22 protein-coding genes and 1 pseudogene are annotated in these 21,128 nt (G+C 47.5%); 17 read left to right on the forward strand and 6 right to left on the reverse strand.

Features of this window, described 5'->3' with window-relative positions; translation table 11 throughout:
* Positions 1-80: 80 nt before the first annotated feature.
* The gene (gene grpE / locus J8N69_RS06275) at positions 81-659 is read right to left on the reverse strand and encodes a nucleotide exchange factor GrpE (protein ID WP_168824952.1); all 579 of its coding nucleotides are present in this window, start codon (positions 657-659) and stop codon (positions 81-83) included.
* A 352-nt stretch (positions 660-1,011) separates the two neighbouring features.
* Between grpE and J8N69_RS06280 the strand changes: the two genes are divergently transcribed.
* The gene (locus J8N69_RS06280) at positions 1,012-1,542 is read left to right on the forward strand and encodes an NUDIX hydrolase (protein WP_168824954.1); all 531 of its coding nucleotides are present in this window, start codon (positions 1,012-1,014) and stop codon (positions 1,540-1,542) included.
* 112 nt (positions 1,543-1,654) lie between these two features.
* Here the strand turns inward: J8N69_RS06280 and J8N69_RS06285 are convergent, their stop codons facing one another.
* Together J8N69_RS06285 and J8N69_RS06290 are read right to left on the reverse strand one after the other, a co-directional pair.
* On the reverse strand, positions 1,655-2,446 hold the full coding sequence (locus J8N69_RS06285; RefSeq protein WP_168824956.1) for a DODA-type extradiol aromatic ring-opening family dioxygenase: 792 nt from the start codon (positions 2,444-2,446) through the stop codon (positions 1,655-1,657).
* Between the two features lie 160 nt (positions 2,447-2,606).
* Positions 2,607-3,044: an Rrf2 family transcriptional regulator gene (locus tag J8N69_RS06290; RefSeq protein ID WP_168824958.1), complete on the reverse strand. Its 438-nt coding sequence runs from the start codon at positions 3,042-3,044 to the stop codon at positions 2,607-2,609.
* 146 nt (positions 3,045-3,190) lie between these two features.
* On the opposite strand from J8N69_RS06290, the gene J8N69_RS06295 reads away from it, so the two are divergent.
* Positions 3,191-4,087: an NAD(P)/FAD-dependent oxidoreductase gene (locus J8N69_RS06295; protein ID WP_168824960.1), complete on the forward strand. Its 897-nt coding sequence runs from the start codon at positions 3,191-3,193 to the stop codon at positions 4,085-4,087.
* Between the two features lie 312 nt (positions 4,088-4,399).
* Positions 4,400-5,524: an OmpA family protein gene (locus J8N69_RS06300; RefSeq protein WP_168824962.1), complete on the forward strand. Its 1,125-nt coding sequence runs from the start codon at positions 4,400-4,402 to the stop codon at positions 5,522-5,524.
* A gap of 101 nt (positions 5,525-5,625) precedes the next feature.
* Here J8N69_RS06300 and J8N69_RS06305 read toward each other — a convergent pair whose 3' ends face one another.
* Together J8N69_RS06305 and J8N69_RS06310 are read right to left on the reverse strand one after the other, a co-directional pair.
* Complete coding sequence (locus J8N69_RS06305; protein ID WP_227803997.1) at positions 5,626-6,843, reverse strand: TIGR03862 family flavoprotein; 1,218 nt, start codon at positions 6,841-6,843, stop codon at positions 5,626-5,628.
* A gap of 127 nt (positions 6,844-6,970) precedes the next feature.
* The gene (locus J8N69_RS06310; protein WP_168824965.1) at positions 6,971-7,552 is read right to left on the reverse strand and encodes a DUF502 domain-containing protein; all 582 of its coding nucleotides are present in this window, start codon (positions 7,550-7,552) and stop codon (positions 6,971-6,973) included.
* A gap of 159 nt (positions 7,553-7,711) precedes the next feature.
* Here J8N69_RS06310 and J8N69_RS06315 point away from each other — a divergent pair, with 159 nt between their 5' ends.
* From J8N69_RS06315 to J8N69_RS06380, 14 genes and pseudogenes are all read left to right on the forward strand, one after another.
* Positions 7,712-8,614: a LysR family transcriptional regulator gene (locus J8N69_RS06315; RefSeq protein WP_168824966.1), complete on the forward strand. Its 903-nt coding sequence runs from the start codon at positions 7,712-7,714 to the stop codon at positions 8,612-8,614.
* A gap of 106 nt (positions 8,615-8,720) precedes the next feature.
* Positions 8,721-9,521, forward strand: coding sequence for a putative hydro-lyase (locus tag J8N69_RS06320; protein ID WP_168824967.1), 801 nt, complete (start codon positions 8,721-8,723; stop codon positions 9,519-9,521).
* Positions 9,522-9,631: 110 nt separating this feature from the next.
* On the forward strand, positions 9,632-10,609 hold the full coding sequence (locus tag J8N69_RS06325; protein ID WP_168824968.1) for a TRAP transporter substrate-binding protein: 978 nt from the start codon (positions 9,632-9,634) through the stop codon (positions 10,607-10,609).
* Positions 10,610-10,789: 180 nt separating this feature from the next.
* A complete protein-coding gene (locus J8N69_RS06330) occupies positions 10,790-11,308 on the forward strand; it encodes a TRAP transporter small permease (RefSeq protein WP_168824969.1) in 519 nt (172 codons plus the stop codon).
* Positions 11,308-12,615, forward strand: a complete 1,308-nt coding sequence (locus J8N69_RS06335; RefSeq protein ID WP_168824970.1) for a TRAP transporter large permease — start codon at positions 11,308-11,310, stop codon at positions 12,613-12,615. Before J8N69_RS06330 ends, J8N69_RS06335 begins: the two co-directional genes overlap by 1 nt.
* 35 nt (positions 12,616-12,650) lie before the next feature.
* The gene (locus J8N69_RS06340; protein WP_168824971.1) at positions 12,651-13,418 is read left to right on the forward strand and encodes a 5-oxoprolinase subunit PxpA; all 768 of its coding nucleotides are present in this window, start codon (positions 12,651-12,653) and stop codon (positions 13,416-13,418) included.
* Positions 13,419-13,421: 3 nt separating this feature from the next.
* Complete coding sequence (pxpB, locus tag J8N69_RS06345; RefSeq protein WP_168824972.1) at positions 13,422-14,126, forward strand: 5-oxoprolinase subunit PxpB; 705 nt, start codon at positions 13,422-13,424, stop codon at positions 14,124-14,126.
* A complete protein-coding gene (locus J8N69_RS06350; protein WP_168824973.1) occupies positions 14,116-15,039 on the forward strand; it encodes a 5-oxoprolinase subunit C family protein in 924 nt (307 codons plus the stop codon). The genes pxpB and J8N69_RS06350 overlap by 11 nt, the downstream gene beginning before the upstream one ends.
* Positions 15,040-15,283: 244 nt before the next feature.
* Positions 15,284-15,841 (forward strand): alkyl hydroperoxide reductase subunit C, encoded by a 558-nt coding sequence (gene ahpC / locus J8N69_RS06355; protein WP_011978188.1) that lies wholly within the window; start codon positions 15,284-15,286, stop codon positions 15,839-15,841.
* A 92-nt stretch (positions 15,842-15,933) separates the two neighbouring features.
* Complete coding sequence (gene ahpF, locus J8N69_RS06360; RefSeq protein WP_168824975.1) at positions 15,934-17,481, forward strand: alkyl hydroperoxide reductase subunit F; 1,548 nt, start codon at positions 15,934-15,936, stop codon at positions 17,479-17,481.
* Positions 17,482-18,030: 549 nt separating this feature from the next.
* Complete coding sequence (locus J8N69_RS06365; protein ID WP_229426408.1) at positions 18,031-18,303, forward strand: type II toxin-antitoxin system RelE/ParE family toxin; 273 nt, start codon at positions 18,031-18,033, stop codon at positions 18,301-18,303.
* Positions 18,300-18,581 carry a helix-turn-helix domain-containing protein gene (locus J8N69_RS06370; RefSeq protein WP_168824979.1) on the forward strand — a complete coding sequence of 94 codons (282 nt, stop codon included), beginning with the start codon at positions 18,300-18,302 and terminating at the stop codon, positions 18,579-18,581. Before J8N69_RS06365 ends, J8N69_RS06370 begins: the two co-directional genes overlap by 4 nt.
* Before the next feature lie 11 nt (positions 18,582-18,592).
* Positions 18,593-18,875: pseudogene (locus J8N69_RS06375) on the forward strand (NAD-binding protein); the annotation flags it as partial.
* Positions 18,876-19,120: 245 nt separating this feature from the next.
* A complete protein-coding gene (locus J8N69_RS06380) occupies positions 19,121-20,293 on the forward strand; it encodes a hypothetical protein (protein ID WP_211084988.1) in 1,173 nt (390 codons plus the stop codon).
* Positions 20,294-20,400: 107 nt separating this feature from the next.
* Here the strand turns inward: J8N69_RS06380 and nusB are convergent, their stop codons facing one another.
* On the reverse strand, positions 20,401-20,913 hold the full coding sequence (gene nusB, locus J8N69_RS06385) for a transcription antitermination factor NusB (protein WP_168824981.1): 513 nt from the start codon (positions 20,911-20,913) through the stop codon (positions 20,401-20,403).
* Positions 20,914-21,128 lie beyond the last annotated feature (215 nt).

A 21,128-nucleotide genomic window follows, 5' to 3' on the forward strand; every position in this document is an offset into this window, starting at 1 on the left:
TCGTTTATAACAATGATAATTCTGTATTTGGGTTCGCTTATGAGTATTTCAAGCGTCAGTGTCAAAAAAATGACAGGTATTTACGCAGCGCTTGAAACCACGACCATCGCTGGGCGTAATAAGCGGCCATTAATGGTGTAACCCTTCTGCACAACATCCATAACGGTGTTCGCTTCTAGTTCAGGGTTTGGCACCATAGTGATGGCTTGATGCAACTCTGGATTGAACGGTTCGCCATGTGGATCAACCACTTTCACTTCAAAACGCGCCAAGGTTTCCAGCAAATCTTTTAATGTCAGCTCAACACCTTCGCGTACCGGGTCAGGCTCACCTGAGTCGGGTGCCGACGTCAAAGCGCGCTCAAGATTGTCCGCCACGTTCACAATCGATTTAGCAAACTTTTCTAAACCAAATTTGTGCGCTTTCTCGACATCTTGTTCAGCACGACGGCGTACGTTTTGCGCGTCGGCATGAGCACGAAGTGCCGCTTCTTTGTACTGAGCGACTTCTTCTAATGCTTTTGCAAGCTCGTCATTTTCAGTCACTTCTTCTAAAGTCTCTACCTCAGGCTCTAAAAGCGCTTCTACTGCTTCGTTTTGCGTTTCGCTGTTCAAATCTTGCTCCGCGTCTAGATTAGGTTTTTTTTGCTGTTCACTCATTCTTCAACTCCAAATAACAGAAACAATTCTTCGTCTGTGCTGGATATATGGGGACAGCTTTTAACCTTTCAACGCTAAAGCCGCATTAATTTTATGGGAATGTGAAGGGTAAATTGTAAAAAGGCAAAGTGGGACGACAGACAAGGTTTTATCCGTGTATTGACATAGAAGCGCTCACTCAACAGTAAAAGAAACATCCGCTGTGATAGCCTAGCTTATCTCTTTCTGTTATCGGATCCACTTCCTAACACCACCTCCCAACACCACTTCCTAACACCAAAGAACGCAAGCCATGCATTTTGCTCACGATCCACGTAAAATGCCTACTTTTTACAGGTTACGGATTAGCGCCATGAAACTGATTAAAGAACTGGTTCACCCAGAGCTAAGCTCTATGGAAGGACGAGTCCTACGTCGTCACGCTGCGCGTGGCATTGTGTTGCGTGATGACAATATTCTATTGCTGTTTACTGAGCGCTATAACGATTTCAGTTTACCCGGTGGCGGGGTGGATGATGGCGAGGACATACAAGCGGCGCTAAAACGCGAGTTAGAAGAAGAAACGGGGGCGCGCGATGTTAAGGTCAATGCCCATTACGGCTTTATCGAAGAGTACCGTCCCTATTGGAAACCCGAATACGATCTGATGCACATGACATCGCACTTTTTTATTTGCGATGTGGCACCAGAGCTGGCGGAAGTCCGTATGGAGCATTATGAAATTGCGAACGGCATGCGCCCCGTCTGGATATCTGTCAACGACGCCATCCTTCATAATCGTCAGGTGATGTCTCGCCAAGAAAAAACCATGGGGCAATCCATCCAACGCGAAACCTTCATGCTGGAAAAAATCGCCTTGGAACGGGCGTCTCTCACTCGCTAAGATAAGAAACAATGGCCACTTACTCGAAAAAAGCCTTAGCACTCTGCTAAGGCTTTTCCGCTAAAACCACTCTGCTAGACAGCCACAGCGCAATAGGCTGCATGCTTAACGATTAATCAAACCGAAAGCTAGACGCGGTCCAGCCGCCAAAGAGTCCTTCGTCATGATAAACACAGGTTGCTTTGCCATTTTCAGCGGCACCAAGAGCAACCATAAGCGGGATAAGATGATCCTCCCTAGGATGACAGAGACGAGCATAAGGTGCCTTATCCCATTCCACTAAACGTGCGCTGCGATCTGCAGGCGCGGACGCTAATAAGGTCTCTTGTAACCAAGCATCGAACGCATTAGAAGGTTTGATCGCTTGTGGACCTCTTAACCCAAGATTATGAAAGCTCAAACCACTACCGACAATTAATATGCCTTCTTCCCGCAAGGGTGCCAATGCACGACCCAACGCGAGATGTTCTGCCGGGTTTAGGTTCGATTTAAGCGACAGCTGAACCAGTGGCATGTCAGCCTCTGGATACATCACCGCCATCGGCGCAAATGCCCCATGGTCAAAACCTTTATTATCATCCAGATCCACCGCAAAGCCTGCGCCTTTAATGAGCTCAGCGACACGAGTCGCCACCGCTGGCGAACCCGGCGCTGGGTATTTCACCTCATAAGTATGCGCAGGGAAACCGTAGTAGTCGTACTCCATACCCGGTGCAGAATGAGACTGAACGCCAAAAGTTTTGCGTTCCCAGTGGCCAGAAATCATCAAAATCGCTTTGGGCTTTTCAGGCAATGCTTGCGTCATGGCCACCAAAGACGCCTCAAGATTCGCAAACATAGCGCGCATGTCCGTCATGTAAGGCCAAGGGCCACCGCCATGGGAAATAAAATAAGTGGGTAACATAGTCGTAAACCTCTAAATCTAGAATAATCAGCCATCTAGCACGATGCTAAATACGCTTTATTTAATAACATCAAGTCTAGGCCTGCCAACCCACTTGATCAATACGCATCCAGTTAACCCATCATTTCATTCTGATCAATAATCCATGTCAAAACTCCATTTATATTTCTTTTCGATTAAGCGAGTAATCGGCAAAGCCAACCGCTAAAACATCTAATGTCACGTCTCGAAAGCGTTCTAGCAATAGCGCTTCCGCTTCGATTAACACATCACTAATGGCTTGATTCACGGCGATTTCAATCGGGCAAGACGTGTGTTCATCAGACAGGCCAATGGTAAACACGGAGCTTTCCCCAAGCGCGTTATGAATATCTAACAAGGTGATATCAGACAATGCCATAGCCAATGACCAACCGCCGCCATGACCTTTGACCGAGGTAACGTAACCTTTGTCTCGCAAGCCCGCCATGGTGCGGCGCACCACCACAGGGTTGGTATTGAGCATACCGGCAATTTTTTCGGACGTGGCTGGCGCATCCAGCTGATCCATGTGAATAAGTACGTGCAGCATGCGGGATAAACGGCTGTCTTTTCTCATTAGAAATCTCATGGCAAATCACAATATTTGTATTCTAACTCAGATTATCATGAAACATTAAAAGTATCGTGTGTTGACTTTAGTATTTCACGTAACTTATGATGTTTCTTAATATTTGTATTTAATCAAAAACGAGGAACCAACCCATGTTACTTGACGTTATTATTATAGGTGGAAGTTTTGCTGGACTGTCCGCCGCCATGCAACTGGTTCGAGGACAAAGAAAAGTCACCGTCATCGACGCAGCTGAACCCAGAAATCGTTTCTCTGATGAATCTCATGGTTTTTTCGGATTAGACGGCGTATCACCCTTTGCCATTCAGCAAGAAGCCTATCGTCAACTACTAAAATACCCGACAGCAAACCTTGTCAAAGACAAGGCTGTCGCCGTCGAAAAGCTCGCTTCAGGTTTCCGTATTACGCTTGCTGACGGCACTCACCTTGATGGCAAAAAACTCATATTGGCGACGGGATTAAGAGATGAACTGCCTAATATTCCGGGTTTAAAAGAGCGATGGGGGGCGACGGTGATCCACTGCCCTTATTGCCATGGTTATGAAGTCCGCAATCAACCACTCGGCGTTATCGCATCCGGTCCGTTGTCTGCTCATCAAGCCGGAATGATTCCAGATTGGGGCCCCACCACTTACTTTACTCAAGGTCTGTACGAGCCAGATGAAGAACAAGGTGCTTTCCTAATCAAACGTGGGGTCACCATTGAAAGCACACCCGTATTGGAAGTACTAGGACGAGCGCCAGAGATTTCTTCTGTTTACCTAGCTGATGGCCGTACCATTCGTATCGCAGCGATATTTATTGGACCAAAGACTCATATGGCAAGTCCGTTTGCCGAGCAACTAGGCTGTGAATTTGAAGAAGGGCCACTTGGTCTGGTTATTAAAACCGATGCTTTAAAACAAACCTCAGTAGAAGGCGTGTTTGCTGCTGGCGATGTATCTAACCCAATGCAAAATGCCACATTGGCATCCGCTTCTGGAGTGATGGCTGGCGTTGGTGCTCACCAATCACTAATGCGAGATTAAACACTTATTCCATCCGCTTAGGGCAATAACAGTTGTCTATCGCCCTATTTTTTAACACCTAATATGCAAATCTCGTGTAATGAATATCGCCTTTGCTGCGCTTTTGAACACACTTCTGCGGCCTCATTCGTGTTGAATGAGCTTATTGGGTCAATACCGCGTCATGATTGCGCAATACTAGATGACATAAGGGGTGTGGGTGGTTTTTTTGGCGTTTTTTAAAGACGAAAAAACGCGCTATGCTTATAAGCAGAACAACTGATACAGAAAAACGGCTACAGAAAAACATAACTATTTATCAGGAGATAAAACATGTCTTTTAACATCGCAAAACGCACGCTTCTCAGCAGTATTATTGCAGCGTCTTCACTATCCACATTAGCGTTGGCACAGCAACAGGAAGGATTCACCGTCACGCCAAGTATTGGCTATTACAATATGGATAATGACCGCAATACCAAAGACGACACGGCCTATTCATTGGGCTTAGGTTACCAATTCAACAACCCATGGGCAGTCGAATTTGTTTACCTCAATGCCGACTCTACACAATCGGGTGGCGGTGACGTCGATGTAGACCAGTATCGAGTCGATGGCTTGTATCATTTGCCCAATGTCGGCCCGCTTAACCTAACGCCGTATTTGGCGGCGGGTGTGGGTACAGCCGATTTTAGTAATGGCGCCAGTGACAACATGCAAATCAACGCGGGTGGTGGTTTAAAATACGCGGTGAATGACACAGTGTCATTGCGTGCAGACTTCCGTCTGGTTGACGACGTCGAAGACCATCACTTGGATAATATTACCTCGCTTGGCGTACAAATGACGTTTGGTAGCCCTGCTCGCTCAACATCTAGCAGCTCAGCATCTGATTATACAGAAGACAACGCGGCTGAAGACAACGCGGTGGAGGCCACTCAGCCAACTTATACGCAAGCAGAGCCTGAACAAGAGCCCGTGTCAGAGCCACAACAAACCGCTCAAGCAGACAGCACAGCGGCCGACCCCATTGCGGAACCAGTCGACGAAATAGCGCAACAATCGCCAGCAGAAGACATCATCTCCGAGCAGCCAAAGGTTGTGGTTCAACCACCTGCCAACATCAACATTCAATTTGGTGTTAATAAAGCCGATGTGGAGCAGAAGTTTTACCCAGAGATACAAAAATTTGCCACTTTTCTACAAGACAACCCAGGCAGCACAGTGGTAATCGAAGGGCATACCGATGACTCAGGAGCCGCTAGCTACAATCAAACTATTTCAGAAAAGCGTGCTAAAGCCATTGCAGAGGTGCTGATTCAAACGTTTGAAATTTCCGAAGATCGCGTTAACGCCATTGGATACGGTGAAGAAAGACCGCTGTTTGACAACGATACCGCCGAGCATCGTCAAGCCAATCGTCGTGTTGTTGCCGTTATCTCCACTAGCGAAGCATAAAACATAAGGTGGTGCTTAAATCACCACCTTATGCGCCATCAACAAACTGTTCCCTATCGCCTAACTCAGGCTACGCTCGATGACATCATCGGGCGTTTTTTTTATGCTAACCAATCACAAACGCCCTTCGCGGCCAAGCGCCCCGTCGCAAAGCAAGCGGTTAATAAGTAACCGCCGGTTGGCGCTTCCCAATCGAGCATTTCACCCGCACAAAACACGCCCGGCATCGCTCTCAGCATGAGTTTTTCATCAACACTGCTTTCGCACACACCGCCCGCGCTGGAAATCACCTCATCTATTGGCTTGGTTTTGTAAAAACTCACCGGCACAGCTTTTAAGCATCGCGCTAACGCTTCTGGCGTCTGAAAAGCCTCTTTAGAAAACGACTCGTGTAATAATGATGCTTTCACACCACTGATGCTCAGCGTGCGTTTTAGGTATTTGCCAAAGGATTCTTTGGGTTTGGTATTGTACAGCTTGTTGATGACTTGCTCTTCGCTTTGCAAGGGCAAAAAATCCATCAACAAGGAGGATTGTCCTGAGTCATTAATGCCATCACGCAGGTATTTAGAAAAGGCATAAATCAGGCTACCTTCCATACCGTCTTGCGTGACAATGCATTCGCCTTTTTTGGTCACCACTTGTCCGTCTTCTAAGGTAAAAGAAAACGCCACGTCTTTCAGTGGACTGCCCGCAAACTGGTTTTTTAGATGCTCACTCCACGCACTGTAAAAACCACAATTGGCGCTTTGCAATGGCGCCACGCTGACGCCTTTTTCAGTCAATAGCGGAAACCACGCTCCATCGGAGCCCAACTTCGGCCAGCTGGCGCCCCCCATGGCCAAGACAATCGCATCCGCCCGCACAGTAACGCTTTCTCCTGCATGATCAAACACCGCCTCATTGGCCGACAAACCGACCATTTTGTGACGCATATGAAACTGCACTCCCGCGTCGCGCAAACGTTTTAACCAATTGCGCAATAACGGCGCGGCTTTCATGTCTTTGGGGAACACTCGACCCGATGTGCCGACAAAAGTCTCTATGCCTAAATCATGAATCCAATCACACAAGGCATCGGCATTAAACTGACCGACCGCCGTATCCAGCCATGCCGCTTTGTCATAATAGCGTTGCATAAACTCAGGGTAAGCCTCGGAATGGGTAATGTTCATACCGCCAACGCCGGCCAATAAAAACTTCCGGCAGGCACTGGGTTTGGCATCGTACACATGAACCTGATGACCCGCGGCACAACTCTCTTCTGCTGCCATTAAGCCCGCTGGGCCTGCGCCAACCACAATGACTGTTTTTTGCATTTGCACCCTGTCTTGCATAACCGACCAACATCCCCTTAAAGAACGACTTAAAAAGAAACGCATCATAAAGCGTTTTGACTCAAGCCTCTATCACTCATAACAGCAACCCATTAACGCGCATCAACCATTAAGACTTAGGCTTACTCTGCACGCCCGCTGTCAGCGCCAAACGCATGGCTTCTTCGACGCCAATGTCCAGTTCAGTCAAACGATCACGGGAGAGATAAAGCGTCATACCACCGATTTGGTAACTTAAAGGGACATACACACCCACCAAATCCTGATCGCCAAACAGCTTTTTGCCTGTTTGTTCACCGGTAATAAAACCAATCACCTGAGCCCCATTCCACTCAATCGACACCACGCTTTTCATTTGCTTTTTTTCGGCCAAATTAAACACCATCATCATGTCTTTGATGGCACCATAAATAGACTTCACCAGAGGAATGCGCTCAAAGATATTATGGCTAAGCTTGACCAAATAACGCACGCCGTACAAATTCACCAATGAGCCCACTAACACCAAACCGCCTAAACTGGCAATCAACCCCAAACCAGGGAAGTACAAAACGTCGGGGATCAGCCATAACACAAGCGGCCGAGCAATGGCCTCGCCTGTCGCCAACAACCAGCAAATCAAATACACCGTTAAACCTATCGGTAAAACCGCCACCAAGCCTTTTAGCAATAACGCAATCAATTTGTTCATGATAAAAATCACCCTCTAAAATAGTTCACAGCATACCGCAAGCTTTATGCCACTCCTATGGCTCTGACCAGACTTAACGAAAAGATTGCTGAAATATTGCCCGCCTTATACTCTGCCACTCACTATCGACTTAATTAAGGTCTCTTACGGAGTAACAATATGAACTACAAACGCCTAGAAACCTTTGTATGGGTGGCGTCATTAGGTAATTTTCGTAAAGCAGCAGAACGGCTACACACCACGCAACCAGCGATTTCAGCGCGAATTTCTGGCTTAGAAGACGAGTTGGGCGTTAAACTTTTCGAACGTGAAGGTGGCTCCAGCCCGATTATATTAACCTCCAAGGGCAAAGAGCTTTTGCCCTATGTGGAAAAAATCCTCTACCAAACCGAGCAATTACGCAAGCGCGCAGGGCTGTCCACCGCCCACTCTGGCGTGCTGCGTTTAGGCGTCTCAGAAACCATAGTGAATACTTGGCTGCCCGACTTCCTCGCGCGTTTGCACAAAGACATGCCCAATTTAGATGTAGAAATGACGGTAGACATTACCGCCAATCTAACCCATGCCATTAAAGACAGAACACTGGATTTAGGCTTACTAATGGGGCCCATTTCTGAACCAAACATCGTTAATCGAGCGCTTTGCACCTTCTCACTTTCTTGGGTCGCCAGCCCACGTTTAGAGTTGCCAGAGCGATTGTTGTATTTGGAGGAATTAGCCAAGTGGCCAATCATTACCTACGCTCGCGCCACCAAGCCTTATGTAGAAATCAACCAAAAATTTCGCGAACTTGACGGGCCACCCACGCACTTTTTTGCCTCTACATCCTTAGCGGCGTGTCGCAGTTTAGCGATTGACGCGGTCGGGATTTCTACCTTGCCGAACATCATGATTGCCAAAGAGTTAGACAACGGCAGCTTGAGAAAACTACACGCCGTCTGGACGCCCAGCGACCTAACCTTCACCGCGTCCTATTCCAGCGACCCTTTCAACCCACTGGCAGATGCAGCGGTTGAATTAGCCATTGCCGCCGCCAAAGAATACGAACAAAAACTAGCTTGATAAAAAAAATTGATCAAAAGACCCAAAAAAACACGATTAGACTTTTTATAGGAACTAGATCTACTCTTAATGAAAACGTATTGTGATAAAAATAAGGAAAACGCTGATGAAGCACGCTCCATCGCCATTACTGCAACAAACCTCCGCACTGCGCCAAGCCATTCGTCGCAAAGCACACACTGGCGTTACCAGTGGCTTAGCACAAGGCGCGATGCAGGGGAATGTGGTGATTTTGCCAGCCGATTGGGCGAGTGAATTTTTGCTGTATTGTCAAAAAAACCCAGTGTCTTGTCCTTTAATCGGCGTGTCGGAAGTGGGTGACTTCACCATGCCAGAACTCGGCAACGACATTGATATGCGCCATGACATTCCAGAATACTACGTCTATCGCAATGGCGAAAAAGTCGACAGCCGCTCGGACATTGAAGACTTGTGGCAAGACGACATGGTGGCGTTTGTATTGGGTTGCTCTTTTTCCTTCGAGCACGCGTTATCACAAGCCGGACTCACCCCCAGAAACATCGAAGAAAACGTCAATGTCTCCATGTTTGAAACCAATATCGCCACCGTTCCAGCCGGCCGTTTTTTCGGTAACACCGTGGTGACCATGCGCCCTTATGTGCCCAAAGACGCCATTCGAGCGATTCAAATTACCACACGCTTTCCCAAGGCCCACGGCGCACCACTGCATTTTGGTTCGCCACAAGACATTGGCATCAAGGATTTAAGCAAACCTGACTATGGCGACGCCGTGAGCATCAAAAAGGGCGAAGTGCCGGTTTTTTGGGCCTGTGGTGTGACGCCTCAAGTGGCGGTTCGTAACGCTAAACCCCCTATTTGCATAACCCATGCACCAGGAAAAATGCTGATAACAGACATATTAGATACTGATCTCGCCGTTCTTTAACGCGTGAAGAGCGCTGGAATAAGCTTGTACAGGCAAAGAGGCAGCTGAAAACACTGCGTCATTGATAATAAAAAACAAACCATAACGACACATAAAATAGGAACGAAACCATGCTGAAACTAACCAATGCATTACTGATAGGCGGCGTTGCGATGGGCGGCCTTACTTCCACCGCAAGCTTTGCTGAAAAATGGCATATGCCAACCCCTTATGGCGATGGCAATCTACAAACCCAAATTGCCTATACCTTCGCAAAAGAGATCAAAGACAGCACCAACGGTGACCTCGATATTACCGTTCACTCTGGTGGCTCCTTGGTGAAGCACACTGAGATTCCACGTTCGGTAAAATCCGGACAAGTGCAAATGGGCGAAGTCTTCTTAGGCATTTTGGGCAATGAAAACCCCATCTACAAACACGACAACATTCCATTTTTGGCCACGTCTTTTGAAGACGCTAAAAAACTCTGGGAAGCGGCGAAACCGTCCATCAGCAAGCAACTAGACAAAGACGGCATGATGCTGCTTTACACCGTGGCTTGGCCCGCTCAGAGCCTTTACAGCGAAGAACCAGTCAACAGTTTGGCCGACCTAAAAGGCCAGAAAATGCGCGCCTACAGCCCAACTCAGTCACGTCTTGCCGACTTAATGAGTACGACGCCGATGACGATCCAAACGCCAGATATTCCACAAGCGTTTAGTACCGGCATTATCCAAGCGATGATCACCTCGCCATCCACTGGGGTCGACAGCCAAGCGTGGGACTATGTCAATAACTATACCGACGTCAAAGCGTGGATCCCTAAAAATATCGTTGTCGTCAATAAGCGCGCCTTCCGTCGCTTAGACAAGGCGACGCAGCAAGTGGTACTGGATGCGGCGAAACACGCCGAAGCAGCGGGCTGGACACAAATCGCAGCACGAGCGGAAAAAGACAAAGCGTCCTTACGCCAAAACGGCATGACAGTGTCTGAGCCTTCAGCACAACTGGTAGAAGAACTAAAAGCCATTGGTAAAACAATGACCGAGGAATGGAAAAGCGAAGCACCAAAAGAAATTGGGGAAATCTTGGCACGTTACCAGAACTAAATCTCTATAACGAACCCCACCCTAGCCCTCCCCTTCAAAGACATAAGGGGAGGGAACAAACCAGCTATCTCATCTCCCTATTAAGGGGGAAACAGGGAGGAGATCTGTGTATAAGTTCCTCCCTTGCTAAGGGGGAGGCTAGGTGCGGTATCTAATTGCTCTTCAAAAAAAGAGAACCCTATGAGCCAATTAAAAGAAAAACTTTACCTCTGTTCTGGCCTGTTGTCCGGTTTGTGTATCGTGATCATCACCTTACTTTTATTAGCGCAAATCGTCGGTCGTTTATTCAACTTTATTGTGCCTTCTGCTGAAGATTTCGCCGGCTATGCCTTAGCAGCTTCGACGTTTTTAGGCTTGGCTTATACTTTCCGTGAAGGTGGCCATATTCGTGTCACCTTGTTAATAGAGCAGTTTTCTCCCGCACCACGTAAGATCCAAGAAGCCATTATTTTAATCTTATCCTTTTGTCTATTGTGTTACCTCTCGTACGCTTGCGGCTACATGGTCTACGAATCCTATGTTTATAACGAAGTGTCCTATGGCTATGTTCCGGTGCCGTTATGGATTCCGCAATTACCCGTTGCCATTGGCGTAATAGCTCTTAATCTTGCCATTTTAGACGCCTTGATCACCGTCTTACGTGGTAAAAAACCCACTTACAGTGAACACGAAGACGCTCTGTCGTTGGAGGAAATCTAATGGACATGATGTGGATCTCTATTTTATTGGCGTTCGCCATGCTTGCGCTTTTGTCACTGGGCGTTTGGGTCTCTTTTACCCTTATCGCCATCGGTGGTTTAGGGTTAATTCTGTCTGAGAATTATCAAGTGGATTTGCTGTTCGCTACCTCTAGCTGGGGCGCCAGTACTGCATGGTCGCTTACCGCTCTGCCGCTGTTTATTTGGATGGGCGAAGTCTTATTCCGCACGCGCTTGTCGGAAGATTTGTTCAAAGGATTGTCTCCTTGGTTGGGCGGCGTACCGGGTAAATTACTGCATGTGAACATCCTTAGCTGTGGCATTTTTGCGGCGGTCTCTGGCTCTTCTGCGGCCACTGCGGCCACCATTGGACGCATGACCTTGCCAGAATTGCGTAAACAAGGTTACAGCGACCGTATGGCCATCGGTACTTTGGCGGGCTCAGGGACGTTGGGGTTGTTGATTCCACCGTCGATTATCTTGATTGTCTATGGTGTCGCGGCAGAAGTATCCATCGCACGTTTGTTTATCGCGGGCGCGTTACCCGGTTTGTTATTGGTGTCGCTGTTTATGGGTTTCACCATGATTTGGGGCTATTTACACAAAGACGAATTACCCAAAACAACCGGACACGAAACCAGCTGGTCGGCACGCATTAAAGGCTTGCGTAAACTCTTGCCTGTCGTCGGGCTAATTGGCTTTGTTTTAGGCTCTATTTACGGCGGCATTACCACGCCAACCGAAGCCGCGGCCATTGGGGTCACCGGTGCGCTGGTGCTAGCAGCTTGTACAGGATCGCTCAGTCGCCATAGTTTCATGGACAGCTTATTAGGTGCGGTAAAAAGCTCTTGTATGATTGGTTTCATCTTGGTCGGTGCGCACTTTTTAACATTAGCGATGGGCTTTTTGGGCATACCAAAAGCCTTGGCGTTGTGGATTTCAGGCATGTCGCTCTCGCCAATGGAATTAATCTTATACCTCACTGTGTTGTTCGTGATTTTAGGCTGTTTCCTCGATGGTATTTCTGTGGTGGTGCTGACGGTTGCGGTGATTTTACCTATGGTGCAAGCGGCAAATATTGACTTGCTGTGGTTTGGTATTTTCATTGTTTTGGTAGTGGAAATGTCGCAAATCACTCCGCCCGTGGGCTTCAATCTCTTTGTGATTCAAGCGCTAACTGGGAAGAATATTTTATATGTGGCAAAAGCGGCCTTACCCTTCTTCTTATTGATTGGCGTGGCCATCTTGTTGATCAGCATTTTCCCTGAAATTGTCACCTATTTGCCGACCACCATGTCGCAAAACTAACGCTCACAACAATACACAAGCATGAGGAATCAATCATGAAATTGAACTGCGATATGGGCGAAGCGTTCGGCGCTTGGAAAATGGGCTTAGACGATCAAATCATGCCCTTTGTCGATCAGGCTAACATCGCCTGTGGCTTTCACGCTTCAGACCCTCTGACCATGGCGAAAACCGTCGCCTTGGCAAAACAACACAATGTCACCATTGGTGCGCACCCAGCCTACCCGGATTTAGTCGGCTTTGGGCGTCGTAATATGGACATCGCACCAGCGGAATTAAAAGCCATTATTCAATACCAAATTGGCGCGTTAAAAGGCATCTGTGAAAGTCACAACAGCCAAGTGGATTACGTCAAACCCCATGGCGCGTTGTACAACACCATGATGGCGGATTTTTCTGTATTGGACACTGTCATGCAAGCGGTCAGCGAGCTAGACGCCACCTTGCCATTAATGGTGATGGCGGTGCCAGAAGCGCCTGAAATCCAAAAAATGGCGAAAAAATACGGCCTACGAGTTTGGTTTGAAGCCTTTTCTGATCGTTTGTACACAGACGAAGGTCGGCTGACGCCACGCAAAGAGCCCAATGCGGTTCACGCGAGTTTTGATTTGATCGAAAAACAAGTCGAGCAATTGTGCGAACACGGCACGCTGACCACCGCTTCTGGCAAGCAGCTGGCCATTCACGCCGACACTATTTGCGTGCATGGCGATGGTGCCCATGCGCTGGATGCCGTGACACGTATTCGCACACTGGTGGATCGCCTAAAGCTTTCTCAACCCACCAACGCAAATGTGAAATAAATCATGAGCCATGACAATTTTCCAAACCTAGCGATGGTCAGCAATCAGGCCTGCTTATTAACCTTTAGTCAGGTGATTAGCGAAGCGACTTCCAACTACATTGTCCAAGTGACACAACACTTGTCGACACTGGCGGGCATCGTCGATTTAGTGCCGTCTTACACCACGCTTTTAGTAGTATTTAATGACGATGATTATGACCGTTTTGCGATTTTCAAAGCCATTAACCAAGCCATAGACGCCATTGATCCCAATGACTTCTCGCTCAAAGATCAGCGCGAAGTGGTGATTCCTGTGTATTACGGCAAAGAAGTCGGACCCGATATTGAAGACGTGGCTAAGCATTGCAAACTGAGCGTCGACGAGGTGATTAAACACCACCACGAGACCACCTATCGCGCCTACGCGATTGGCTTTACGCCAGGGTTCGCCTTCTTGGGCAATACGCCAGAGGAACTGCACGTGCCAAGAAAAACCACGCCGCGCTTAAAAGTACCGATTGGCAGTGTGGCGCTGGCCGAGAATCAAACCGCGGTATACCCCAGCGTGACACCCGGTGGCTGGCAAATTATTGGCCGTACGCCCGTCAATCTGATCGATTGGGGCAGTGAAAATCTTGCCCTCATTGCCATCGGCGATTCGGTGCGATTCGAGCCCATTTCTCGGGATGAATTCTTAGTACTAGGAGGTCAACTCGATGGCTTTTAAGGTAATCAAACCCGGTTTATTGGCACTGCTTCAAGACTTGGGCCGCCATGGTCATCAATCCATTGGCCTCACCACGGGCGGCCCAATGGATGAAATCGCCTTTCGTTGGGGCAATGCGTTACTGGATAACGACAGCAACAGTGCGCAGATCGAAATCACCTTTGGCATGCTCACCTTAGAAGCCCAAGCGGCTACCAGCATCGCCATCACAGGGGCCGATCTTGATGCGACGCTCAACGATAAAAGCCTCACACCTTGGCAAACCTACGCCATTAAAAAAGGCGACGTTTTGGCCTTTCATCAGCCGGTTTGGGGCTTACGGGCGTATCTGGCGGTGAAAGGTGGCTTCCTTTGCGAACCGACGCTCGGCAGTGTTGCCACGGTCGTTCGTGAAAAAATTGGCGGGCTTACCGGCAAAGGCGACAAGCTACAAAAAGGCGATGTCTTAGCCTATCAAACTTGCCATGAACATCAGCAGCGATCGGTACCGCGCTTGGCGATCCCACATTATGGCAACAAAGAAATCCCGGTCATTTTGGGCTATCAATATCAGTCTTTTTCGGCCTTAGATCGAGCCAACTTTTTTTCGAGCGATTATGTGGTGTCGTCCCATTCAGACCGCATGGGTTATCGCTTGGAAGGCAAAGCCATTCACAGCGAGCTTAACGGCATTATTTCGGAAGGCATTGCCTATGGCGCGATTCAAATCCCTAAAGACGGCCAACCGATTGTCTTACTGCAAGACAGACAAACCATCGGCGGCTACCCTAAAATAGGCTGTGTCACCCGCGTTGGCGGCGGTATTTTGGCACAACAAAAACCGGGCGATAGGATTCAATTCACGCCAATCACAGTAGACCAAGCCGAACGAGAACGTCATTTGCAAATGGCGCGCCTCGCGCAATGGCGTTAAAGCGAACCGCACAAGGCTGAACGGCCAGCTTTGTGCGACTTCCGCTACACCTTATTACAGCCATTTCCCAGCAGATCACCAGTGTTCGACAGCAAAACGCTGATGAATAGGCAAACCCAACCAAACCCCATCGATAGTTTTTAACAATAACATTTTTAGTAAATGACAATTTCATCTATAGAAGTATTTCCCTTACTATGTATCTCGTTGGTAACGCACTCAAACACACATTAGGAGAAATACAATGATCAACACTCAAATCAAACCTTTCAATGCAACAGCGTTTAAGAACGGCGAATTCGTAGAAATTTCTGAAAAAGACGTGTTAGGCAAATGGGCCGTATTCTTCTTCTACCCAGCTGACTTCACTTTCGTATGCCCTACTGAACTTGGCGACGTGGCAGACAACTACGCTGAGCTTCAATCTCGTGGTGTAGAAGTATTCTCTGTCTCTACCGACACTCACTTCACTCACAAAGCATGGCACGCCAGCTCTGAAACCATCGGCAAAATCCAGTACTACATGGTTGGCGACCAAACAGGCAACATCACTAACAACTTCGGCGTAATGCGCGAAGGCCAAGGTCTTGCTGACCGCGCCACTTTCTTGATCGATCCACAAGGCACGATCCAAGCGATGGAAATCACAGCAGAAGGTATTGGCCGTGACGCTCAAGACCTACTTCGCAAAGTAAAAGCAGCACAATACGTTGCCGCTCACCCAGGCGAAGTTTGCCCAGCAAAATGGAAAGAAGGCGAAGCAACATTGACTCCTTCTCTAGACCTAGTTGGCAAAATCTAAGCTGACTGAATAAAGAACCCAAAAGGGGTCACACCAGACCCCTTTTACTCTCAGCACAGTAAACTACTCAATCAAACACAGGTTTCATCATCATGTTAGAAGCAAACTTAAAACAGCAGTTGGGCACATACCTGCAAAATATCGTTAATCCGATTGAAATTACTGTGTCCACCAACGGTTCTGCAAAAGCACAAGAATTACTTGAATTGGCTCGCGAAATTACCGAGCTAAAAAGCGACAAAATCACCCTAACGGTTGACGAAAACGCATCAGGACGTGCGCCACAAATGGCCATTGCGCCAAAAGGCGAAGCAGCACGTGTGCGTTTTGCAGGCATCCCAATGGGTCACGAATTTACCTCTCTTGTGCTAGCACTATTGCAAGCAGGTGGTCATCCATCCAAAGCAGCACAAGATACGATAGAGCAAATTAAGTCTCTAGACGCTGAATTGAATTTTGAGGTGTACATTTCCCTCTCTTGCCACAACTGTCCAGACGTTGTGCAAGCGGTTAACTTAATGGCGGTTTTAAACCCTAAGATTACGGCCACCATGATCGACGGCGCCTTATTCCAAGACGAAGTTGAAAAGCGCGAAATCATGGCGGTGCCGTCTGTTTACCTAAACGGCGAATTATTCGGCCAAGGCCGCATGACCTTGGACGAAATTATCAACAAAGTTGACACCGGCGCGGCCGACAAACAAGCGGCCGCTTTGTCTGAAAAAGCGCCTTACGACATGCTAGTTGTGGGGGGTGGCCCAGCGGGCGCCGCAGCCGCGATTTACGCCGCTCGTAAAGGCATCAGAACTGGCGTAGTGGCTGAACGTTTTGGTGGACAAGTCAGTGACACCATGGCGATTGAAAACTTTATTTCCGTGAAAGCCACAGACGGCCCGAAATTGGTCGCTGGCCTTGAGCAACATGTCTTAGATTACGATGTTGATCTGATGAAACTGCAAAAAGCCGTTCGTCTAGAGAAGAAAGAATTCATCGAAATCGAATTGGAAAACGGCGCGATCTTAAAAAGTAAATCCGTTGTGCTAGCCACTGGCGCTCGCTGGAGAGAAATGAACGTACCGGGCGAACAAGAATACCGTGGTAAAGGCGTGGCTTACTGCCCGCACTGCGATGGCCCATTGTTCAAAGGCAAGAAAACCGCCGTTATCGGGGGTGGTAACTCAGGTATTGAAGCGGCCATCGACCTTGCCGGTCTGGTTGAACACGTAACGGTTTTGGAATTCAGCGACACCTTACGGGCCGACGATGTCTTGGTGAAAAAAGCCAATTCCTTGCCAAACGTTACTATCATCAAAAACGCCATGACCACCGAAGTGATCGGCGATGGGCAAAAAGTCATCGGCCTAAAATACACAGATCGTCTAACCGACGAATCGCACCTTGTTGACGTTGCGGGGATCTTCGTACAAATCGGCTTGGTACCAAACAGCGAGTTCTTAAAAGACACGTTGGAATTGACTAACAGAGGCGAAATCGTCATCAACGCCCACGGCGAGACCTCTATTCCCGGCGTGTTTGCCGCGGGTGACGTCACCACAACGCCGTACAAACAGATCATCATCTCCATGGGAGGTGGCGCAACCGCGGCCCTTGGTGCCTTTGATTACTTGATTCGTCACTAAACACCAGTCTTCAGCAACACCCGAACCGACCAACGCCCCTTGCTCCACGCGCAAGCGCGAAAAGTCGCTTCAGGGTGTGGTTGGTTCGTCTTAACGAAACAAACAACTAGAGTCATCTAAACCGCCCTCTTGCCTAGCGAGATGGCGGTTTTTTTATCTCGAAACTCTGTTGGCAAGTCAGAAACAAACACCACGCCTCGCTCCACGCGCAAGCGCGAAAAGTCGCTCAGCGTGGTGCTTGTTTCTACTCGATTACAGTTAAGCCAACTTATGAATCACTAAACCGTTCCCTTTCCAATAAATCGATAACAATTACTTCTAACTCCTGAACTCCGGGATGGTTTTCAGCGGCACTTAGCCAATAAGTTTTGAGCTCGCTAGAAAGCTCCAAGCTGAATTTCTTCCATCTACCCCCCCACGTAAAAAACAACTATACAAATTTGTACCATTTATGGTACAAATAAATTCATGAAAAGCATAAAACACAAGAAAGTGTCTGTTCACTTTTTCCGAACTGCGTCGGGAGGTGAGCCTGTCAGGGAATGGTTATTGTCTCTTACAAAAGAGGATAGAAGTGCCATAGGACAGGATATCAAAACAGCAGAATACGGTTGGCCTGTCGGTATGCCCATATGTCGTTCTATGGGTGATGGGCTGTGGGAAGTGCGAACCAATTTGGAAGGTGGGCGTATTGCAAGGGTATTATTTTTCTTTAGAAACAACGAATTGATTTTACTGAATGGCTTTATGAAGAAAGCCCAAAAGACACCCAAGTCTGAATTAGATTTAGCTAAAAAACGAAAACGTGAGGCTGAAAAATGACTAACAAACACATCGGCTCTTCCTTTGATGATTTCCTCGAAGAGGAAGGCACATTGGCTGAAACCAATGCCGTTGCCATAAAGCGAGTGGTTGCTTGGCAGATTCAGCAAAAGATTGAACACGAGCATTTATCTAAAACAAAAATGGCGCAACTGATGAAAACAAGTCGCTCTGGATTGGATAGACTGCTTGATCCAAGTAATACGTCCATCACGCTTCATACCTTGGATAATGCCGCGAAAGCGTTAGGTAAAAAGCTAAAATTGGAACTTATTTAAAAATCAGGCACAAAAGAACCGCCGTTATCGGTGATGGTTATTCAGGCATCGAAGCGGTGATTAACTTAGCAAGTATCACAGAACACATGACCGTTTTTGAATTTTCTGACGTCTTACGTGCCGACGCGATGTTTTGGTGAAAAAGGCCAACTCCTTGCCCACGGCGAGACCTCTATTCCCGGCGTGTTTGCCGCGGGTGACGTCACCACAACGCCATACAAACAGATCATCATCTCCATGGGTGGTGGCGCAACCGCGGCACTAGGTGCCTTTGATTACTTGATTCGTAACTAAGCACCAGTCTTCAGCAACACCCGAACCGACCAACGCCCCTTGCTCCACGTGCAAGCGCGAAAAGTCGCTTCTGGGTGCGGTTGGTTCGTAACTAAGCAAACAAATAGAGTCACATAAACCGCCCTCTGGCTTAGCGAGATGGCGGTTTTTTTTATGTTCTTGGTGCGCTGTGGCAGGTTGAATGTAGGCAATAATTAAAGAGTGGTTATCATTACAAAAAATTCGTTGTTGGGTCTAGGCTATAAATGAAGTATATTTTTCTCTTACTAAACAACCTTGTTATGAAGAATTTTATGTCTCAATTCATATTGGATGCAGAGTCTACCTACAAACCACTATCAAGCGAACCTCAACTGATCCAGTCACTCTACGCTGCGCTGACCAAAAAAGAAGGCTTTCATATTTTTCTTAATCAGATAGCAAGCGCTATCAACGCATGTGCAGCAGAGTTAGTCGTCGTCAAAAAAGCCCCCTTACAAATTAGCCATATCTGGTACTCTGGCCTCTCTGCAGAATTCATGGAGTGGTATATTAGCAATAATATGATTGAGAATGACTTGGTTTCCAATAACGCAATACATTGTCAACCAGGCTTATTTCAAACAGCCTTGTCCTTGATTGAACAAGTAAAGCACTTACCTGATTATGGCCGCTGGCAACAAGATCAAAATATGATTGATAGCGCTTGGTTAGTCATAGACAACACCAAAACGCATACAACATTCGTCGCAATACAAAGAACCGTAGAACAAGGAGCCTACCAACAAGCAGAACTTACCCAATTGAATCGGTTGGTGCCTTATATTAAACAAGCCGTTTTTTTATATCAGAAGCTTGATAAAACGAATTCGCTCGCTCTCTCTCTTGCCAACCTAGTCGACGCCTTACCTAACCCCAGCGTCATCCTTAATGAGCGATCAGAACTGCTATATTCAAATAAAAAGGCAGAAAGACTGCTTGCTAAACATGATCAACTAACCATAAAAAATAATCGTTTAGAATTCAAAGAACGCCAACATCAACAATCTTTTTTCACCGCTTCGACTCAAATCATTCGCGCCAGTATGGGGCAAGATGTGCTTGATAATGATGTCATCATACTGAAAAACAAAAACATTCCCCTCCTAACGATGACGCTTTCGCCAATAGAAGGCGGTGGTATTTTGGTCACCCTATACGACTGTAATAAACGATCCATGCCCGCACCTGCACTGATTGCTGCTTATTTTAATTTGTCGCCAGCGGAGTCAACTCTTTGCGCTAATTTAATACTAGGAATGAGCTTAAAAGAGATCGCAGAAAGCCGTTTTAAAAGTGAGGCAACCATTCGCTCCCAACTCAAGCAAATCTTCCCCAAAGCAGGAGTAAACCGTCAAGGCCAGCTTATCTGTACAATTCTAATGGCATTAATGCGGTAAAAAATAGGCACAAAAAAGCCCCCGTTTTATCACTTCAATTTGGCGATAATAACGGGGGCTTTTTTCAATAGTGCTTTCGGTGTCGCTTAAATAATCGTGTGGTCCGATTACTTATTCGCTGCTCGGCGTGCGGCGATTTCTTCGCGGCGCACGCGTTGTGCGAGTTTGTCTAGGATGCCGTTAACGTATTTATGGCTTTCTGTCGCGCCGAAGCCTTTGGCGAGTTCAACGCTTTCGTTGATCGCAACGCGGTATGGCACGTCTAAACGCTGTGACAATTCATACGAGCCAATGCGCATCACGGCCAATTCGATTGGGTCGAGTTCGCTTAGTGGGCGATCCAGTAATTCTTCAAACAAGGCATCCAGTTTCTTCGCGCTGGCGGTAACGCCTTGCAGCAATTCGCGGAAGTAAACTTTGTCACAAGCGTCCATGTCTTGATCTTGGTCCATGACGAACTGGGTTTCTATCTCACTCACCGCCGTTTTGTTCATCTGCCATTGGTAGACAGCTTGTAATGCCAAACGACGTGAAGCACTGCGCAATTGCGAACGTGAAGGTTTTTTGTCCTTACGTTTTGGTGCTGGAGTTTGGTCGTTTGTTGTTTCCACTTCGCTCATTTTTTGCCTCAATTGTCCAGACTACGCTGCCTTATGGGCTGACGCTTTTGTCTGTTTTAAAGTACCCTTGGTTGTTAAAGAGCTATATTAGATACTGCATTTGGACAGTATCTGAGTCATATCGACCAAAGGTACGAATATACGGGTTGTCTTGGGCGGCGATTATAGCAACATTTATGCTAGGTTTCTCGGCAAAGTTGGCGAAATATCAGCAA

The organism is Marinomonas profundi, from assembly GCF_020694005.1.
In the GTDB taxonomy this organism is placed as follows: Bacteria; Pseudomonadota; Gammaproteobacteria; order Pseudomonadales; family Marinomonadaceae; genus Marinomonas; species Marinomonas profundi.

Excerpts from the sequence above, each read along its gene's own strand:
- grpE (WP_168824952.1), bottom strand. The coding sequence starts at position 659 with ATGAGTGAACAGCAAAAAAAACCTAATCTAGACGCGGAGCAAGATTTG.
- J8N69_RS06280 (WP_168824954.1), top strand. The coding sequence starts at position 1,012 with ATGAAACTGATTAAAGAACTGGTTCACCCAGAGCTAAGCTCTATGGAA.
- J8N69_RS06285 (WP_168824956.1), bottom strand. The coding sequence starts at position 2,446 with ATGTTACCCACTTATTTTATTTCCCATGGCGGTGGCCCTTGGCCTTAC.
- J8N69_RS06290 (WP_168824958.1), bottom strand. The coding sequence starts at position 3,044 with ATGAGAAAAGACAGCCGTTTATCCCGCATGCTGCACGTACTTATTCAC.
- J8N69_RS06295 (WP_168824960.1), top strand. The coding sequence starts at position 3,191 with ATGTTACTTGACGTTATTATTATAGGTGGAAGTTTTGCTGGACTGTCC.
- J8N69_RS06300 (WP_168824962.1), top strand. The coding sequence starts at position 4,400 with ATGTCTTTTAACATCGCAAAACGCACGCTTCTCAGCAGTATTATTGCA.
- J8N69_RS06305 (WP_227803997.1), bottom strand. The coding sequence starts at position 6,843 with ATGCAAAAAACAGTCATTGTGGTTGGCGCAGGCCCAGCGGGCTTAATG.
- J8N69_RS06310 (WP_168824965.1), bottom strand. The coding sequence starts at position 7,552 with ATGAACAAATTGATTGCGTTATTGCTAAAAGGCTTGGTGGCGGTTTTA.
- J8N69_RS06315 (WP_168824966.1), top strand. The coding sequence starts at position 7,712 with ATGAACTACAAACGCCTAGAAACCTTTGTATGGGTGGCGTCATTAGGT.
- J8N69_RS06320 (WP_168824967.1), top strand. The coding sequence starts at position 8,721 with ATGAAGCACGCTCCATCGCCATTACTGCAACAAACCTCCGCACTGCGC.
- J8N69_RS06325 (WP_168824968.1), top strand. The coding sequence starts at position 9,632 with ATGCTGAAACTAACCAATGCATTACTGATAGGCGGCGTTGCGATGGGC.
- J8N69_RS06330 (WP_168824969.1), top strand. The coding sequence starts at position 10,790 with ATGAGCCAATTAAAAGAAAAACTTTACCTCTGTTCTGGCCTGTTGTCC.
- J8N69_RS06335 (WP_168824970.1), top strand. The coding sequence starts at position 11,308 with ATGGACATGATGTGGATCTCTATTTTATTGGCGTTCGCCATGCTTGCG.
- J8N69_RS06340 (WP_168824971.1), top strand. The coding sequence starts at position 12,651 with ATGAAATTGAACTGCGATATGGGCGAAGCGTTCGGCGCTTGGAAAATG.
- pxpB (WP_168824972.1), top strand. The coding sequence starts at position 13,422 with ATGAGCCATGACAATTTTCCAAACCTAGCGATGGTCAGCAATCAGGCC.
- J8N69_RS06350 (WP_168824973.1), top strand. The coding sequence starts at position 14,116 with ATGGCTTTTAAGGTAATCAAACCCGGTTTATTGGCACTGCTTCAAGAC.
- ahpC (WP_011978188.1), top strand. The coding sequence starts at position 15,284 with ATGATCAACACTCAAATCAAACCTTTCAATGCAACAGCGTTTAAGAAC.
- ahpF (WP_168824975.1), top strand. The coding sequence starts at position 15,934 with ATGTTAGAAGCAAACTTAAAACAGCAGTTGGGCACATACCTGCAAAAT.
- J8N69_RS06370 (WP_168824979.1), top strand. The coding sequence starts at position 18,300 with ATGACTAACAAACACATCGGCTCTTCCTTTGATGATTTCCTCGAAGAG.
- J8N69_RS06380 (WP_211084988.1), top strand. The coding sequence starts at position 19,121 with ATGAAGTATATTTTTCTCTTACTAAACAACCTTGTTATGAAGAATTTT.
- nusB (WP_168824981.1), bottom strand. The coding sequence starts at position 20,913 with ATGAGCGAAGTGGAAACAACAAACGACCAAACTCCAGCACCAAAACGT.